This is a genomic window from Streptomyces galbus (assembly GCF_005280195.1).
GTDB classification, from domain to species: Bacteria; Actinomycetota; Actinomycetes; order Streptomycetales; family Streptomycetaceae; genus Streptomyces; species Streptomyces galbus.
This window is the reverse complement of the sequence record NZ_SZPR01000017.1, coordinates 95,663-114,108: the sequence shown is the minus strand read 5'-3', so window position 1 is coordinate 114,108 and position 18,446 is coordinate 95,663. Positions and strand designations below refer to the sequence as shown.

Sequence of the window (18,446 nt, the reverse complement as noted above, 5' to 3'; positions counted from 1 at the left end):
CTGCGTGCGGGCACTGGTGGTCGTCACGGCCGCGGCGGCATCGGCTGCCGTCCGAGCCGGCCTTACGCCGGGTTCGGCGCGGCCGCCGTGAGCCCTCACTGGCCCGTCGCCGGGCTGCGTGCGGGCACTGGTGGTCGTCACGGCCCGTCGGCGCGCTGCGTGTGGGCAGCCGGCAGTCGTCACGGCCCCGGCGCACCGGTGGTCGGGACCGCAGCCCCGCCGCCGGGCTCCGCGCGGCTGTGGTCCCGACCGCCGGCGGCCCCCCGGGCCGTATCAGGCCCCTGCGCCGCACCCGGTCCGCGCCTCCGGGCGGGGGCCAGCGCCAGCGCCGTACCCGCCGCCAACCCCAATATCGCCGGCAGCGGGAGCCGGCCGCCGGGGGCGAAGCCGTGGCCGGCGAAGTACGCGAGGGAGGGCACGGCCGCGGTGAGCCCGGCCCACACCCGCAGCCCGGGCCGGAGCCGCGCGTCCGGTCGCAGCCGGGCGCCCAGCGACGCCAGTCGCCGCTCCAACGGCACCAACGCCCGTACGACACCGGCGAGTACGACCCCGAGGATTAGCAACCAGGGCACCCGCCAGGCCCACCAGGCGCCCGAGCCGAACGCGGGCCGGGGCACCAGGCCGGGGAGGTAGAAGGCGGCCGCGACGATCAGCACCGGCAGCATGTGCCAGAGGTAGAGGGTCATGCTGAGGCCCCCCAGCCGGCCCACGCCCCGCCACACCCGCTCGCGCTCCAGCCACCGGCGCACCACCGGGGCCGCCAGCAGCGCCAGCCCCACCTGACCGACCGACCAGGCCAGCATCGCGGCCGACGGCGGGTCGGTGTTGCTCGGGTCCTGACCGGTGACCAGGATCAGGCTGACGGGGAAGGGCCCGGGCCCGACGAGCGCCGCGAAGGCGGCCCCGCCGCCGATCGCGAGGGCACCCCCGGCCCACGGCCTCCCGCCGAGGAGCCCGTCGCGCCAGCAGAAGCCGAGCTGGTAGACCACGCCCCAGACGAGGACGTAGTCGAGCGACCCGAGCAGATCCCCCGCACGCAACGAGCCCGAGCCCGACCCCAGGCCCACCCCCGTGTCCAAGCCCCAGGCTGTGCTCAGCGACACCCCCACCGCGACCACTCCCATCCCCACCGGCACCCACACCCCCCACCGCCGGTGCGCCGCGTACAACACCGGAGTCAGCGCGCTCACCAGCAGGTAGACCGGCAGGAACCAGAACTGCATCGCCATCGCCCAGCCCACCAGCGCGAGCGTGCCCCGGTCGACCCCGGCGAGCGCGGCGACCCCCAGCCCCGTCAGCACCAGCCCGCAGTAGACGCCGACCGGCAGCAGCAGCCGTACCGCACGCCGCCCCACCCACCCGGCGGCACTCCCGCCGAGCGTCAGCGTCCGCGCCCACGAACCGGCCGCCGCGTGCCCTCCGGCCAGGAAGAAGAGGGGCATGATCTGGAAACCGAGGGTCAGCCACTGCGTCCACGGCACGGTGGTCAGCAACTCCGGCGCACCGATCGTCCCGTCGGGGTGCCGTTCCAGCCCGGTGATCACCCAGTGGCCCACGACGACGAGCACGATCGCCCAGGCCCGCAGGAAGTCGACGTACCGGTCCCTCTCCATGCAGGGGAGCATCCCGTAGCCCCAACGGCTCTACGCGGCAATGCACTTGTTCGCAACCGAGCCGTGCCCGCGACGAGACAGCGGGCACGCCGGCCTGCCCGCCCGTGCCCGTGGGCGGGACGCGAGCGTCAGCGGCCGTACCGACGGTCCCGGTCGGCATACGACCGCAGCGCCCGCAGCAGGTCTATCTGCCGGAACGCCGGCCACAGCACGTCGACGAAGTGGACCTCGGCGTAGGCGGACTGCCACAGCAGGAAGCCGGACAGCCGCTGCTCGCCCGACGTGCGGATGATGAAGTCGGTGTCGTGACCGGCGGGCGAGTACAGGTTGTCGGTGATGTGCTCGAGGTCGAAGTCCGCGGCCAGGTCGCGCGGATCGCCGCCCGCGCTGATGTGCCGGTCGAAGGCGGACCGTACGGCGTCCACGATCTCGCGGCGCCCGCCGTAGCCGACGGCCACGTCCACGGTGAGCCCGCCGCGCCCGGTGGTCCGCGAGGCGGCTTCCTTCAGCACGCGCGCGGTGTCGCCCGGCAGCAGGTCCAGGGCGCCGATGACGGAGACCTCCCACGCCTCCTCGGCGGCGCAGACGCGCTGCACGGTCTCCTCGATTATCTCGAGCAGCGGGCCGAGTTCGTCGGCGGGCCGGTGGAGGTTGTCGTCGGAGAGCATCCACAGCGTGACGTGCTGGATGTCGGCGGCGGCGCACCACTGCAGGAAGTCGGTGACCTTGGCACCGCCGACCCGGTAGCCCTCGCGCACGTCGTCGTGCCCGGCACCGCGCGCCCAACGGCGGTTGCCGTCCAGCATGATGGCCACGTGCCGGGGCCGTGGCCGCCCCTCCAGCTTGCGCGTCAGCCGCCGCACATAGATCGCTTCCAAGGCCGAGCGCACGGCTTTCAAGACCACGCCAACATCCCTTCGCGCAACCGCTTTTGTGGCGGCCCACCTTAGCGCCACTTGAGAAACGCTCGAATGGGAACGGACGCGCAGGCCCATATGACCACGTTCCGGGCGAATGGCCCCCGGTTCACCCGTATGGCAGGTTCCGGTCAAGCCTTGTCCAAATGGCGGACGCGCCGGGCACCGCGTGGTCGGGTCTCCGACGACGGCCGCACCACTGCCCGTCGAAGCAGCAATGTCCGTTCCGGGAGGACCAGGTGTCAGCACCGAACCGTACCCGCAAGAGACGATGGCTCACGATCTGCGCCATCACCGCATCCGCCGCCTGCGTGGCGCTCCCCGCGGGAGCCGCGCCCACCGGCCACCCCGACCCCTTCGGGCCGCGCACCCTCGACCGACTGGCCGCCGCACGCGAACAGTCCATCGGCACCGCGACCCCCGGCCTGGCCGCCGAGGACGACGACGGCAACGAGGCGGACGAGATCGCCGAGGGAGCGGACCAGTACGCCGAGGCCCGCACCTCGCCCGGCATCGTCGCACCGGGCGCGTACGGCGCCGCCTGGCGCGACCTGGCCGCCCTGCCCCGCACCAAGGGCAGTTGGCGGCACGTCACCGGCCTGCCGTACGACTCCGACGACCCGCGCTACCGCGACATCGACTCCAACTCCAGCGGCGGCGCGGGCCGGGTGACCGGCCGCATGGCCGCGATGGCCGCCGACGACGACGGTTACGTGTACGCGGGCAGCGCGGGCGGCGGCGTCTGGCGCTCCCGCACCGGCGGCGGCCACTGGCAGCCGCTCAGCGACCGGCTCCCCTCCCAGTCCACCGGCGCGCTCGAGCTGGACGGAGCCGGCCGGCTGTGGCTGGGCACCGGCGAGGCGACCACCAACGCGGACGCCTACCTCGGCAGCGGCGTCTACGTCCTGTCGCACCCGCACCACGGCACCTTCACCACGCGCGACCGCGTCGGCGGCAAGGAGCTGGAGTCCACCACGATCCACCACCTCCGCTTCGGCGGCGGCCGGGTGTGGGCGGCCACCAGCGCCGGCGTGTGGAGCCACTCGACCACCAAGCTCTCCGGCCCGTGGACCCTGGAGTTCGCGCCCAACCCCGACTACCTGCCGGGCGGCCCGAAGGCGGGCGACGAGTCCGCCGCGTACAAGAACCTCACCAACGACATCGCGATCGACCCGAAGGACCCGCGCAGGGTCGTGCTCGCGGTCGGCTGGCGCAGCGGTGACGACTACAACGGCTTCTACACCAAGGTGCGCGGCACCTGGACCCGGATCACCAGCGGCATGGGCGACCTGCCCACGGACGCGGCGGGCGTCGGCAACGTCACCTTCGCCCGCTCAGCCGACGGCTCGCGCTACTACGCGATCGACCAGTCGCCGGAACAGCTCGACACCAACCCGGACAGCGCCCTGGAGGGCATCTTCGTCTCGGCGTCCGGCTCCCCGACGGGCCCGTGGACGAAGATCGCGGACCACAAGGCCCTGGCGGCCGGCGGCTCAGCACTCACGGAACCGGGTTACATGCCGGGCATCCAGGCCTGGTACAACCAGTTCCTCACCGTCGACCCGAGCGACCCGAAGCACGTGTACGCGGGCCTCGAGGAAGTCTTCGAGACGAAGGACGGCGGCAGCACCTGGTCCGCCGTGGGCCCGTACTGGAACTTCCCCTTCTCCTGCTGGAGCATCGACCCTGGCCGCCAGACGGGCGCCTGCCACCAGACCACCCACCCCGACCAGCACGGCGTGGCGATCGGCCGCTACCACGGCCGCAGTTGGCTGTACGTGGGCAACGACGGCGGCGCCTACCGCCGCCCCGTGAACGGCACCCAGGACGCCGCGGGCCACGCCACCGACTGGACGTCCCTGAACGACGGCACGATCGACACCCTCCAGTACTACTCGGTCGGCATCGGCAAGGACCGCGAGAACGGCGGCCTCGCGATCACCGGCGGCCTCCAGGACAACGGCCAGTCCATCCTGCGCGGCAACGACCGGGTCATGGGCTCGAACTTCGGCGGCGACGGCGCCGACACCCTCACGGACCCGCAGAACGGCTGCAACATAGCCCAGGAGTACGTCTACCTGGCGGTCCAGGTGACCCAGAACTGCGCGCAGAACGACGGTAGCTGGACCACCGACCCCACGAAGGCGACGTCCTACAACGTGGCCCCACCGGACAACGCCACCAGCGAGGCCCGCTTCGTGGCGCCCCTGGCCGCGGACACGGCCGACAGCGCGACGTGGATCGCGGGCGGCCGCCACATCTGGGTCCAGAGCCACGGCTACGCCATCCGCAGCGGCACGGAGTGGAAGAACGTCCACGACCTGGGCGCGGGCCGCGCAGCGACAGCCGTGGCGGCCTCCAACGGCCGTGTCTATGCGGCCTGGTGCGGCCCCTGCAACAACCAGGGCTTCGCCCGGGGCATCGCCGTGGGCAACGAGGACGGCACGGGCTGGCACGACCTCACCCTCCCCACCGACGCGACGATCCCCAACCGCTACCTCAGCGGCTTCGCCGTGGACCCGAGGAACGCCGACCACGTGATCCTGGCGGTCAACGGCTTCTCCCGCCACTGGACGGAGGGCCCGGGAGCAGGGGTGGGCCACGTCTTCGAGTCGAAGGACGGCGGCACAACATGGAAGGACATCTCCGCCGACCTCCCCGACGTCCCCACGAACGCGGCCCTGCTGACCCCGAACGGCGGCCTGGCGGTGGCCACGGACCTGGGAGTGGTCTACCGAGCCCCGCACCACACGAGCTGGCACCGCGTAGGCACGCTCCCGGCCACGGCAGTACTCCAACTGAAACTGAGCCCGAACGGCAGAACCCTGTACGCGGCGACGCACGGCCGGGGGATCTGGTCGGTGGGGGTGGGGGAACTGGGCTGACGCGAGGCGAAGCCTGAGCGAGGGGGGCACCATCGCTCGGCAACGGCCGGCCTTCAGCGGGGGTGCAGATCCCGGCTGAGGGCCGGCCGGCCGAGGCGGGACCGCCCGCACGACGTCACAAGTAAGTCACGTTCTCCACCGTTCCCTCACATGTGGCGCGCGAGCCTAGATAGTTTCCCCCTTCAAGTACTTCAACAGGGGGGGCCTGTGAGCTACTACCAGCCACAACCACCGTTCCAGCCACCACCCGTTCCGCCAACGCCCCGCCCGGCACCCAAGTGGGCCCGCAAACGGTTCGTACTGCCGGCGGTGGGCGTCGCGTTCCTCATCGGAGTGGGCGCCGGCGCAGCCGACAACCAGAAGCCGACCGAGACGAAGACGGTCGCCGACGACAAGGCACAACCGAGGCCGACAGCCACGGCAACGGTCACCGCAACGGCCACGGTGACAGAGACGGCCGAGCCGGCACCGGCACCGACGGTGACGAAGACGGTCAAGGTCAAGGTGACCGTCACGGCCCACGCCCCGACCAGGAGCTCAACGAGCGGCGGCGGCAGTTCATCGACGGGCGGCTCGTCGTCCACCGGCGGCGGCTCCAGCTCGTCGGACGACGGGAACTCCGCAGGCAACGGGGCAACGGCCAAGTGCAACGACGGCACGTACTCCTACGCAGCCCACCACCAGGGAGCCTGCTCGCACCATGGCGGGGTGGCGATCTTCTACCGCTAACCAACCACTGCATGCGGAACGCGCACGACAGCGCTGTCCCGGCATCGGCAGGGGCGGGGCAGACACGAACCGGCCCCGCCCCCACGGTCGCCTCAGGGCAGCCCACCGTGGGCGCATCGACGGCAGCTCCGGCGCGCAGGTCTCCGGCCTGCTGCGAAGAGATCGACGCGTGTGAGGGACTGCCAGCACACTGCAGGGGTGGACCTGTCAGAAGAAGGCGAAGCGCTCAGCTCGGAGTGGGCCGAGTTGGGCAACAACGTGTGTGGCATCCTGCACGGCTGCCGAAACCTCTCACTCGTCGCTGAGCACTTCGTCCGAGCCGGCTGGAGGTCGAGGTCGTCCTCCTGGGACGGCTATGAGGTAGGCACGGACTGGTGCGAAGTAGAACTCGACAGCCTCGACGGTGTCGACGTCCTGCTGAACGGAGTGATCGCCCCTCACCGTCTCGACAACCTCGCCGATCTCCTCCACCGTTTCGGACTGACGTACACACTGGAGCTCAACGACGAACACGGCACCCTGATCCGCGAACTCCACACCTGACTCACACGCGCCCGCACACGGCTCCGGAGGGCCCTTGAGTCTGGGACAATGTGGCTGGTCACGGCCGCGCAGATGCTCATTCGGCCGGGGCCCGACCACAGATAGTCCATGAGGGGGTGACTACCGTCATAGGAGTTCGCGAGCCCTCGGCGGCTACGGTTTTGGTCTGGGGGACAGCCGGACAGAAGCGCTGGTGTACGTCCTCGTCCGGCGTCGTTGGGGCCCCGTGGCTGAACCATGGGACGGTGGCTGCCGTCTCTGGCAAAGTGATCGTCACTGCTAGACGATTCTCGTGAGGAACCTTGTGAGCACGCTCGGTAGCTTCATCTGGTCGATCGCCGACCAGCTTCGGGGCCCCTACCGCCCCAACCAGTACGGGACAGTGATTCTTCCGTTCACGATCCTGAGACGGCTCGACTGCGTACTTGAGCCGGACCGCGCGGTGGTACGGGAGCTGGCTGCGCGGTACGAGAACCCGAAGCGGCTCAAGATCGAGGTAAAGAAGGCCACGGGGCGGACGTTCTACAACACCTCCAACTACGCGTTCGCGAACTTGCTGGCGGATGCCGACGGGCTGGCGGACAACCTCGCCGAGTACATCGACCGGTTCTCCCCCGACGTGGACGTCTTCGAGTACTTCGACTTCAAGAAGGAGATTTTGGCGCTGGAGAAGGCCGGGCTCCTTCGCGAGATCGTCAAGTCCTTCGGTGCCGTAGACCTGCATCCCGAGGTGGTGTCCAACGCGGACATGGGGGATGCGTTCGAATACATCATCCGCAAGTTTAACGAGGCCGCGAACGAGACCTCCGGAGATCACTACACGCCGCGCGACGCGATTCGGTTGCTGGTCGACCTGCTCTTCGCGGAGAAGGACGTCGACCTCACCGAGGACGGCATCATCCGATCGCTGTACGACCCCACTGCCGGCACCGGCGGCATGCTCTCCCTGGCGGAGGAACACCTGCGCGCCGAGAACCCCGAAGCGAAGCTGACCCTATACGGCCAAGAGTACAACCCGCAGTCGTACGCCATCTGCAAGTCCGACCTACTCGCCAAGGGCCACGACGCGACCAACATTGCCTTTGGCAACACGCTCACCGACGACGCTTTTAAGGGCCGCCAGTTCGACTATTGCATGTCCAACCCGCCCTACGGGGTGGATTGGAAGCAGTACGCCAAGGCGGTCAAGGCGGAGCGCGACTCCGCCGGCCCCTACGGCCGATTCGCGCCGGGACTCCCCGCGACCTCGGACGGCCAGATGCTCTTCCTGCTCCACTTGGCCCACAAGATGCGCGCACCCGAGGACGGCGGCGGCCGCGTTGGCATCATCATGAACGGTTCGCCGCTCTTCAACGGCGCTGCCGAATCCGGTCCCTCCAACATCCGCAGGTGGCTGCTGGAGAACGACCTGGTCGAGACGATTGTCGCGCTGCCAACCAACATGTTCTTCAACACCGGCATTGCCACCTACATCTGGATTCTCGACAACACTAAGCACCCCGACCGCCAGGGTAAGGTCCAGCTCATCGACGGCACGTCGTTCTGGACCAAGATGCGCAAGAACCTCGGATCCAAAGGACGCGAGATCAGTGACCGTGACCGCGCCGAGATCGTGCGGCTGTACGCCGACTACCGGGACGCCGATCCTGATTTCTCCAAGGTGCTGCGCAACGACGAGTTCGGCTACTGGACCATCACCGTCGAGCGTCCCCTCCTCGACGAGGACGGGAACCCTGTCATCGACCGCAAGGGCAACCCGAAGCCCGACTCGAAAAAGCGCGACACCGAAAACGTACCCTTCACCTACGGCGGCTCAACCGCCGGTGCGGCAGGGGAGCGCGAAGTCATCCAGACGTACTTCGACGCGGAGGTGAAGCTGCACGTGCCTGACGCCTGGATCGACTGGGCTAAGACCAAGACCGGCTATGAGATCCCCTTCACCCGACACTTCTACAAGTACGTTCCGCCCCGTCCGCTTGCCGAGATCGATGCCGATTTGGAGAAGCAGGTCGCCAAGATCCTCGATCTGCTGCGGGAGGTTGAAGGGTGAGACGGGCATATGTGAAAGCCGCTTCTCCTTGGCTCGGCACGATTCCGGAGGACTGGGTTGAGTCCCGCTTTCGCTACGAGGTAGCCATCAGCAGCGGCCAGGTTGATCCCCGAGTGGAACCGTGGTCAACCATGGTGCTGGTTGCTCCGAATCATATCGAATCGGGTACTGGTCGACTCCTGGGGCGCGAAACCGCAGCCAGCCAAGGTGCTGACAGTGGAAAGTATGTGGTCACTGCCGGCCAGGTCCTCTATTCCAAGATCCGCCCAGCTCTGAACAAGGTGGCAATTGCGGTTGAGGACTGCCTTTGTAGTGCGGACATGTACGCAATCTCGCTGCCAGACAGGATCGACACGCGGTTCGCTCGCTACTTCATGTCTGCGAAGCCGTTTCATGATTTCGCCACCGCGATGTCGATGCGTGTGAAGATGCCAAAGGTTAATCGGGAAGAGCTGGCTGACGGACCTTGGTTGCTGCCTCAGTTGACCGAGCAGCGCGCCATCGCCGCCTACCTAGACCGCGAGACGGCCCACATCGACACGCTTATCGAAGAGCAGCAGCGGCTGATCGAGTTGCTCCGCGAGCGGCGATGGTCGGTCGTAGAGCGAAGCGTGGCGCTCCTTGACTGGAACACGCCGTTGAGGGCAGTTGCAGTCTTGATTCAAACGGGGCCGTTCGGCAGCCAGTTGAAGTCCGATGAGTATGAGGATGGCGGTACGCCGGTCATCAATCCGTCCCACATTGTCGCAGGTGAAGTCGTACCTGACCCCCGGGTCGCGGTCGGTGCTGTCAAGACTGCACAGCTTGCGCGCCATGCTTTTGAGGAAGGTGATTTGGTCGCCGCCCGGCGGGGAGAGCTTGGACGTTGTGCGGTCATTAAGGCTTCTGCGGTGGGCTTCCTATGCGGGACGGGATCAGCGCTTATCCGGTTCAATCAGGCATTCATCGAGCCAGCGTTCGGGGCCATCGTGTTCAGCAGTCGGCGCAATCGAGATGCACTCGCGCTCGCCTCTGTTGGATCGACGATGGACAACTTGAACTCCGACATCATCGGCTCCCTACGTGTTCCGGTCCCAGCGCTTGAGGAGCAGCGTGGGCTCGTGGCCGAGATCAGCGAAGCGACAGCGAAGATCGACACGCTCATCGCCGAGGCCGAGCGGTTCATCGAGCTGTCCAGGGAACGGCGGTCGGCGTTGATTACGGCGGCGGTGACGGGCCAGATCGACGTACGAGAGGCGGCGTGATGGCCGACCACAACGAGGTGGTCTTCGAGACAGAGATTTGCGAGTACCTGCGGGATCACGGCTGGCTGTACTCGAAGAACGACCGTGATGGTGGCGAGTACGACAGGGAGCGGGCGCTCTTCCCTGCAGACCTGTTCGCGTGGCTGGAGGAGACGCAAAGGCCGGCGTACGAGAAGGCATTGAAGGCGGCGGGCTCGCAAGGGAAGTTCCTCGACGTGCTGACCACGGCGCTCGACCGGCCACTCGAGCATGGCGGTGGGACGCTGAACATCCTGCGCAACGGGGTGCAGTACATCGGTGGTGGCCGATTGAAGATGGCACAGTTCCGTCCGGAGACGTCGCTCAACGAGACCACGACGGCGCACTACGAGGCGATGCGGGTGCGGGTGGTGCGTCAGGTGTACTTCTCGACCGCCGACCAGCGCCAAATTGACCTGGTGTTCTTTGTCAACGGGCTCCCGGTGGCCACGGTGGAGCTGAAGACTGACTTCACCGAGTCGCTGGACGAAGCGATCAACCAGTACAAGCAGGATCGCAAGCCGTTGACGAATGGCCGCCCCGAGCCGTTGCTCTCGTCCGGGCGCCGGGCTCTGGTGCACTTCGCTGTCTCGAACAACCTGGCGGCGATGACCACAAGGCTGGAGGGGGAGAAGACCCACTTCTTGCCGTTCAACATGGGCTTCGACAGCGGTGCCGGCAACCCGCCCGGGGCGGACGGACGGTCGGCGACGGCGTACCTGTGGGAACGGGTCTGGGAGAAGCACGCCTGGCTGCACATCATCGGGCGGCTGATGATCGTGCAGACCAAGGAAGAGTGGGACGTCACCACCGGCACCTCGGTGCGGCGTACGAGCCTGCTCTTCCCGCGGTTCCACCAGTGGGAGGCCGTCAAGAGCATCGTGGAAGCGGTGAAGGAGGAGGGTGTCGGGCAGCGGTACCTGATCGAGCACTCGGCCGGGTCGGGGAAGACAAACACCATCGCCTGGACGGCCCACCGGTTGGCCCGGCTGCATGTCGATGATCGGAAGGTCTTCGACTCGGTCATCGTGGTCGTGGACCGTACTGTGCTCGACTCCCAACTGCAGGATGCGATTCGGCAGATCGACGGCACCGGCAAGATCGTCGCGACGATCAGCCCCGAAGACGTCCGCAAGGCCGGTGCAAAGTCGAAGTCGGGTTTGTTGGCACAGGCGTTGAAGAACGGTGAGCTGATCATCGCGGTGACGGTGCAGACTTTCCCGCATGCGCTGGACGAGATACGCACCGACGCTGGCCTGAAGGGCAAGCGGTTCGCCGTCATCGCCGACGAGGCGCACTCCTCTCAGTCAGGCCAGATCTCCTCGAAGCTGAAGCAGGTGCTGACAGCTGAGGAGATCAGGGAGATCGAGGAGGGCGGCGAGGTCGATGTGGAGGCGGTACTGGCCTCGGAGATGACCGAGCGGGCCGAGTCGGAGAACATCTCCTACTTCGCCTTCACCGCGACGCCGAAGAACAAGACCCTTGAGCTGTTCGGTCGCAAGGGGCCCGACGGCAAGCCGCGCGAGTTCCACCTGTACTCGATGAAGCAGGCGATCGAGGAGGGCTACATCCTCGACGTACTCAAGGGCTATCAGTCCTACGACACCGCGTTGAAGATCGCTGGCAAGGCCGAAAGTGGTGACGGAGGAGAGGTCGAGGAGGGAGCCGCGCGCAAGGGTCTGATGCGGTGGGTGCAGCTCCACCCGACGAACATCAGCCAGAAGGTGCAGATCATCGTCGAGCACTTCCACGCCAACGTCGCCTACCTCCTCGAAGGCAAGGCGAAGGCGATGGTCGTGACGGACTCGCGGAAGTCCGCGGTGAAGTACAAGCTGGCCATCGACGCCTACATCGCCAAGCGCCGCGTCGAGGACGCCTCATACAACTACCGCACTTTGGTCGCCTTCTCCGCCGGGGTGATGATGGCCGAGGACGAGACCTGGCACAGCGACTGGGGCCCGCAGCCGTCGAAGGACGACGAGTTCACCGAGGCCAACATGAACCCCGGCTCCGGGGCTGATCTGGCGGCTGCGTTCAAGGGCGATACGTACAAAATCATGCTGGTCGCCAGCAAGTTCCAGACTGGCTTCGATCAGCCCCTGCTCTCGGCGATGTACGTCGACAAGAAGCTGTCAGGGGTCGCCGCGGTGCAGACTCTCTCGCGGCTCAATCGCACTCACCGCACTGCCGGTGGGGAGCAGAAGCGCAAGACGTTCGTCATCGACTTCGCCAACAAGCCCGACGACATCAGGGCGGCCTTCGAGCCGTACTTCAAGAACGCGACTCTCGAGACCGAGACAGATCCGTACGTCGTCGTCCACCTGGCCAACAAGCTTGCTCAGGCCGGAATCTATACCGAGGACGATGTCCGTAAGGTCGCCGAGCTGTGGGTGACCCGGAAGGGCAACAACGCGCTTTCGGCGGCGATCAGCCCGGCGCAGCACGACTTCCGGCGCCGTTACGCGGGAGCCATCGAGGATGAGGACAAGGTCACGCTCCAGGCGCTCGACCTGTTCCGTAAGGATGTCTCCACCTACATACGTCTCTATGACTTCATGTCTCAGATCGTCGACTACGGCGATCCCTACATGGAGATGCTCTCGATCTACCTGCGCCTGCTGGAAAAGGTGATTGCCGAGTCCTCTTGGGCGGCCAACGTGAACCTCTCCGACGTGATGCTGGTCGGGGTCAAGCATAACAAGGCGATCCCGGTCGACATCTCACTCGTGGGCGACGGGCAACTGAAGGGCATCAGCGCCGCCGGCACAGGCACGAAGAAGGATCCGAAATACGTCGCGCTCCAGGTCGTCATAGACAAGATGAACGACCTCTTCGGCGCCGAATCGTTCACCGCATCGCAGATCAGGGAGTTCGTGCAGGGTCTCGTCGAGCGGTTGCTCGCCGACCCCAACCTGGTCAAGCAAACCAAGGCGAACTCCAAGAAGCAGTTCCTGGAGTCGCCAGATTTCCAAGCGGCCGTCACGGAGGCAGTCGCAGACAACCAGGACGCCCACAACACGATGGCCGACTACTTCTTCACCGACGGGCCGGCTATCAACGCGATCATCATCGCCCTCGCGGATGCCTTTTACGAAGCAGCAGTCGATCAGCAGGTGGATTCTTAGATTCCGCGACACCCGCTTTAGGAGTTCGATCGCCCCTCGGCACTGTCGGGGAGGCGCCTGGTCACGACAGCCGTGCAGGATCACCTGGGAGCGCTGATGTTCAGGGCCGTTGATGTCACCTGTGGATGTCAGAACGGTGCAACCGCACGCGCTCGCTGGCACGATGATCCTGTGGTTGACCTGGAGCGCATCGAAGCAGAGCGTGGCGTACTTCCGATCTCTTGATGAGAGGGCCACCCTGCGGCACCACTTTCGCCACGCTGACGAGGAGGGCGGCTTGTGGTACTTCGAGGCCGTACCCGACCGCGGTGAGTTGATCGCCATCAAGCAGGCCGAACTGACTCCGGCCGGCCGGCTTCACCGGTACAGCTGGGAGCACCTGGTAGACGAGCACGGGTTCCTGACGGACCAGGCGCTCGACCTTGAAGAGGACCCGCTGGAGCCATCCCTGTCGAAGACTTCCAGCGGGTGTGGACTCAGTGACACCGTTGGACACCCACTTTAGGAGAGAGGCTGGGTGATCCTGGACCTGAGCTGCGGCTTCGTCGGCCGAGGAAGCGGGCGGCGACTCGACCGCGGAGCACCGGCGTTGACCGTGGATGACCCCTGCATCTGGCATGGTTGTGGCACGAACCTCAGCCGACGATAGTCAACCACGACGGCGGTTGCGTCGACCGACTGGGCGCGCGTGTGCCTCGCTGCACCCCCACCGGCCTCAGCCACGTTGCCGCGTCGTCGGTCAGTCCTTCCGCGGTGAGTGAGCAGCACACGGTTCTGGGGCCTTGATCTCGTAACACAATCTCAGCTCGCTGACGACAAGGTCATGGCAGGATGGCGCACAGAGAAACGGCACCGTGCACAGAGCAGCTGGGGGGATCAGTGCGTGAGGTTGTCTACTTGTCCGAGGGAAAGCTGAACGAGTTCCTCCCAGAGCCTCGCCGCGCCCTCCCAACCGTCAAGCTGCACGCTGGAGTATCCCTCGCCGGGATCAATGTCGAGACGCCCGCCCCGGACAACGCTCGCAACCTACGGCGCCACCTGGAGCGCGTGGAGAAGGAGCTGGATCGTCACACAGCCTGGTATACGGAACCGGATCTCACCCCAGGTCGTTGGGTCCAGTTCGAGGCACCGCTGAACTGGGTCACCCTTCGGGGCCGACACCAAGACCTCGTACTGTTCGTGGACCCGGCCCCAGACTCGGCGTCACCTCGTCAGCCTGACACCAGCCGTCGGTTGCTTCTGCACGGCTCCGCCCGACACCTGCTTGGTCGCCCGCCGATCCAGGTCGATGGGCCAGCGTTGACTGGCCTCGAAGGCAGCGGCCACAGTGCTGGCACGATCTTCGTCACCAACGCCGGCCAAGTCGTCAGTGCGCTGGCTCACGCTCACGACCCACTCGAATCGGGTACCGGGGCAGCCGAGGAAATTTCACCAATGTCCCCGATGTCTGTGCAGCGCAGCGGTATCCGTGACCTGCTTGCGGCCGTGGACGCCGAGACCAGCGAAGCCAGTACCCATGCCTTGATGTTCGGCTACGCCCGAGTCAGCACGCTACTGCCGGAGACCGCCACCGAGATGGGCTGCCTGGTGGCGAGCCCCCTCATCGTGGAATACGGGAATTAGTTCAGCTCGACGCGCGGTATGAGCGTAGGCCGCGTGTCACAGAACCATCCTGAAGGGAGGCCGCCGTGGATGACCAAACTGACGAACTTCAAGGCCTACCGGTGCAAGTCCGACAGGTACGTCGGGCCCTGACTAACGAGTTCGCCGGCCTTCTGGACCTGACCGACGTATCCACCGCCCCCCAGAAACATCAAGAGACGGTTTTCCTCACTCGCGCGTTGGCCGCGAAGGCAGTGCAACTGGTCGCGGGATGCACGACAGCCGAGGCGGCAAATGCCGTCACGGATGGGGTCGACGATAACGGTATTGACGCCGTACTAGTAGCATCTGAAACGGCTGAAATCTGGTTGATCCAGGCACGTTGGAGTGACGTCGGAAGAGCCCGCTTTGACAGTGCGGGAATTTTGCGGCTACTCAACGGCCTAAGGCGGCTTGTCAATCTTCGGTATGATCGCTTCAATGCGAGATTTGACCCACTGGTCGATCAACTCGATGTGGCACTCAAGGCGCCAAACTGTAAAATTCATCTGGTTCTCGCCGCCATAGGCGACACCGAAATTTCCTCCGAGGGCCGAGATCTCTTGGACGAGGCGGCGTCGGACTTCAATCAAGGACAAGAGGTTCTTGATTTCCGGTTCCTTGGCGCCGCTGACTTTCATTCTGCTGTACGGCGTGGCGTGCTTCCTGAGCCAGTATCGGTTACCGCCACGCTGTCCGAGGGTTGGCACATGAACCCCACCCCTTACCAGACCTATCTGGGTACGGTGGGCGCTGACGAACTTGCTAGTTGGTACGAGGAGAACGGCCGCCGGCTCTTCGATCAAAACGTTCGCTATCCACTGGGTTTGACCAATGCCAACCGTGCCATCATCGACAGTCTGCTGAACAACCCTCACGAGTTCTGGTACTTTAACAATGGCGTCACGGTATTGTGCGACTCGATAAGAGTGGGCTACTTCGCCAGACGCGCGGTAGGTCAGCCTGTACGGCTGGAGCTGGTCAATGCCCGAGTCGTCAACGGCGCACAGTCGGTCGCCTCTGTCCATTACGCGTACGGGTTGAATCCCGATGCGGTAATGGAGGCGCGCGTCTCGCTCCGAGTCATCTGTTTGGACGGTGCTCCGGATGATCTGGCGCATCGGATTACCCAAGCCACCAATACGCAGAACCATGTCGAGCCAAGAGACTTCGCCGCGCTCGACCCTCAGCAGGGGATCATCCGCCAGGATTTCGCTCTGTCCCTCCGCAAAACATACGTCCTCAAACGCGGCGAGCTGGAGCCTGCACCCGCCGCAGGATGCACCGTGGCCGAGGCGGCATTTGCTCTCGCCTGCGCCTATCCCGACGCTGCCGTAGTCGCCCGCGTCTGCAAAGACAATAATGTCTTGTGGAGTCAAGGCCCCCGCGGGATCTATACTCAACTCTTTGGCAGCCCTCCGACTGCACTACAGATCTGGCGGTCAGTCGGGCTTATGCGCGGGGTCCGCGATGCGCTGGCGACCTTAGCTGCCCGGCTTGAAGGCCACGACCAGGTGGTCGCCGATCAAGCTGATTTGCTCATCACGCACATCGCCTTCCAACTGACCGGCAACGATGGCATCGATGAATCCGGCGACGAGTGGGATGCCAGGCAGCAAGCAACTCTCAAGCGGACCGAAGGCCTTCTATTTTCGCTTATTGATCAGCTGAACGCCCAGTACGGCCAATATGCCCTACTCACTCGCATCTTCCGCGATGAGGAGAGTTGCCGTCGATTGGCATCGAGTGTGCTGGAGTCCTTGCAGCATGGCGCGGACCGAGGGCTTCCGCATTCAGGACAGCCAACTCGTCGACGACGCCCAAACGCCGTTCCTTTGCTGGTTCAACATGGCCGCATCGAAGACGGGACGCCGCTGGTCTACCGCCCGAACAGTGCCCCGGAACGTGAAGCACTTAACGAGTGGCTCAGCGAGTCCCCAGAGCGGTACCTGGCTTCCTGGGTTAACGACCACCGCAAGCCCTTGGTCTGGGCTGTGGACGAGCAGCGCTACTCACCGAGCGGCTTGGTGTTCCGGATCTGGGAGGAGGCTCACTGGGACGAGCACCCAGTTGCAGTAGCTGGTACGAGAAGCTGGTACGTGCCGGGCGAGGGCACACTAGCCGACCTTGCAAGCGAACTGTTGACTGGCGAAGACATAGCGAGTGATGGTCCTGGTGCGAAGTGACGCCCGCGTCCTAAACGAGCGCTACGAGCTTCGCCAGCGAATCGGCGGCGGTGCGATGGGAGAAGTGTGGTTGGCACACGACTCTGAAGCGCGTCGCGCTGTCGCCGTCAAGTTGATCCACCGCGAGCTACTCGATCCGCGGGCTCCAGAGGACGTGATCCGGCGCTTCGAACGCGAGGCTGAGTTGCTAGCGCGACTGCGACACCATGGCATCCCGACATTGCACGACGCCCGCCTGGACCCCGAGGCGGGCGAGCCCTATCTCGTGATGGAGCTTGTTCTCGGGCAGGATCTGACAGAAATCGTCGAGGAAAGAGGTCGCCTGCCCGAAGACGAGGTCGTATCCATCGCTGTTCAGATATGTCACATTCTTGAGTATACGCACGCAATTCCCGTTATCCATCGCGACCTTAAGCCGGCAAACATCATGTTGACCGACTACCGGCGAGTGATGATTCTTGACTTTGGCGTGGCCAGGATATTCAGGACAGACTATGCACGATTGACCCAGCACAACAGGGTGCTGGGGACGGTTGCATATATGCCTCCCGAACAGTGTGAAGGACGCGATGTCAATCCGCGCAGTGACCTGTACTCCCTTTCATGCTTGCTGTACGAACTTCTAACAGGTGTTCCGCCGTTCATTGGCGACGCTGCCAGGGTCATGTACCACCACCAGTACCACGCACCGATACCGGTCAGTGTGCTCTGCCCCGGGGTCAACCCGGGGCTGGAGTCTGTGATCATGGCTGGACTAGAGAAACGGGCAAGCGACCGGCCGGCGACAGCCCGTGAGTTTCGAGAGCGGATCAGCTCACAGCCTCTGGAGCCTGAAGAGTCTGTTGTCACGTCCTCGCACATGGCTGTCCGGGTCCCGGCGTTACACAGTCCAAGCCGCGCTATGGCCGAAATCCTCCCGGTAGAGGTGCGAGTTACGCAAGCCCAAGCGCTCTTCGACGAGGGCTTGATTGCCCAGTCCATGCCGATGTTCGCTAGCCTTGCGCAAGAGTTGGAAGAACTCGGCTCGGAGTATGTTGACGAGGCCGCGAAGTGCCGCTTCAGACATGCGCGCTGTCAGGCGCACCTTGGACTTCAGGAAGAGGCACTGAAGGGTCTGCGAACGCTCGCGGAACAGTTGAGCGCGCGGAGCTCACCTGACGACCGTCTTCTGCTCGAAGTCCGCTTTCAGGTTGGGCAGTTACTCCTTGACATAGGAGATCAACACGGCATCAGCGAGCTCGCGGACGTCTACAGGGTCTTGACCGCGGTGAGTCGCCCGGAGGACGCACAGATGATCGTGGATGTTCGTAGGGCATTGACTCGAGCATCGCTCGGCTAACCCTTCTTCAGCAGCAGGCCGAGTCTCCGCTCGTGGCTCGCTCCCACCGAGCCGCAGTTTCAAGAGCGCGGTACGGGCGCCGGCCGGGCTGGAGCGGGGCGGAGACAGGAGCGCAGGCCCGGCCGGGGGCCGGGCCGCGCGCGGTGAGCGGAGCGA

Annotated in this window: 12 protein-coding genes; 10 read left to right on the top strand and 2 right to left on the bottom strand. The window is 65.5% G+C overall.

Going from position 1 to position 18,446, the window contains the following annotated elements; genetic code table 11:
- Positions 1-179: 179 nt before the first annotated feature.
- Together E4U92_RS19995 and E4U92_RS19990 are read right to left on the bottom strand one after the other, a co-directional pair.
- Positions 180-1,613, bottom strand: a complete 1,434-nt coding sequence (locus E4U92_RS19995; RefSeq protein ID WP_137301806.1) for an acyltransferase family protein — start codon at positions 1,611-1,613, stop codon at positions 180-182.
- Between the two features lie 128 nt (positions 1,614-1,741).
- Positions 1,742-2,512: an isoprenyl transferase gene (locus tag E4U92_RS19990; RefSeq protein ID WP_373311577.1), complete on the bottom strand. Its 771-nt coding sequence runs from the start codon at positions 2,510-2,512 to the stop codon at positions 1,742-1,744.
- 257 nt (positions 2,513-2,769) lie between these two features.
- On the opposite strand from E4U92_RS19990, the gene E4U92_RS19985 reads away from it, so the two are divergent.
- The 10 genes from E4U92_RS19985 to E4U92_RS19940 all read left to right on the top strand — a co-directional run bounded on the left by E4U92_RS19985 (position 2,770) and on the right by E4U92_RS19940 (position 18,290).
- Positions 2,770-5,415, top strand: coding sequence for a ligand-binding sensor domain-containing protein (locus tag E4U92_RS19985; RefSeq protein WP_137301804.1), 2,646 nt, complete (start codon positions 2,770-2,772; stop codon positions 5,413-5,415).
- 207 nt (positions 5,416-5,622) lie between these two features.
- Entirely contained in the window at positions 5,623-6,144 is a 522-nt protein-coding gene (locus E4U92_RS19980) for a DUF3761 domain-containing protein (protein WP_229862835.1), read from the top strand.
- A gap of 198 nt (positions 6,145-6,342) precedes the next feature.
- Complete coding sequence (locus E4U92_RS19975) at positions 6,343-6,687, top strand: hypothetical protein (protein WP_137301802.1); 345 nt, start codon at positions 6,343-6,345, stop codon at positions 6,685-6,687.
- A gap of 304 nt (positions 6,688-6,991) precedes the next feature.
- Entirely contained in the window at positions 6,992-8,737 is a 1,746-nt protein-coding gene (locus tag E4U92_RS19970; protein WP_137301801.1) for a type I restriction-modification system subunit M, read from the top strand.
- Positions 8,734-9,981, top strand: coding sequence for a restriction endonuclease subunit S (locus E4U92_RS19965; protein ID WP_206666478.1), 1,248 nt, complete (start codon positions 8,734-8,736; stop codon positions 9,979-9,981). The genes E4U92_RS19970 and E4U92_RS19965 overlap by 4 nt, the downstream gene beginning before the upstream one ends.
- The gene (locus E4U92_RS19960; RefSeq protein ID WP_137301800.1) at positions 9,981-13,124 is read left to right on the top strand and encodes a type I restriction endonuclease subunit R; all 3,144 of its coding nucleotides are present in this window, start codon (positions 9,981-9,983) and stop codon (positions 13,122-13,124) included. The genes E4U92_RS19965 and E4U92_RS19960 overlap by 1 nt, the downstream gene beginning before the upstream one ends.
- 163 nt (positions 13,125-13,287) lie before the next feature.
- The gene (locus E4U92_RS19955; protein ID WP_229862837.1) at positions 13,288-13,629 is read left to right on the top strand and encodes a hypothetical protein; all 342 of its coding nucleotides are present in this window, start codon (positions 13,288-13,290) and stop codon (positions 13,627-13,629) included.
- A gap of 326 nt (positions 13,630-13,955) precedes the next feature.
- Positions 13,956-14,747, top strand: a complete 792-nt coding sequence (locus E4U92_RS19950) for an SAVMC3_10250 family protein (protein WP_268253531.1) — start codon at positions 13,956-13,958, stop codon at positions 14,745-14,747.
- Between the two features lie 65 nt (positions 14,748-14,812).
- Positions 14,813-16,951, top strand: a complete 2,139-nt coding sequence (locus tag E4U92_RS19945; protein ID WP_137301798.1) for an AIPR family protein — start codon at positions 14,813-14,815, stop codon at positions 16,949-16,951.
- Entirely contained in the window at positions 16,932-18,290 is a 1,359-nt protein-coding gene (locus E4U92_RS19940; RefSeq protein WP_229862864.1) for a serine/threonine-protein kinase, read from the top strand. Before E4U92_RS19945 ends, E4U92_RS19940 begins: the two co-directional genes overlap by 20 nt.
- Positions 18,291-18,446 lie beyond the last annotated feature (156 nt).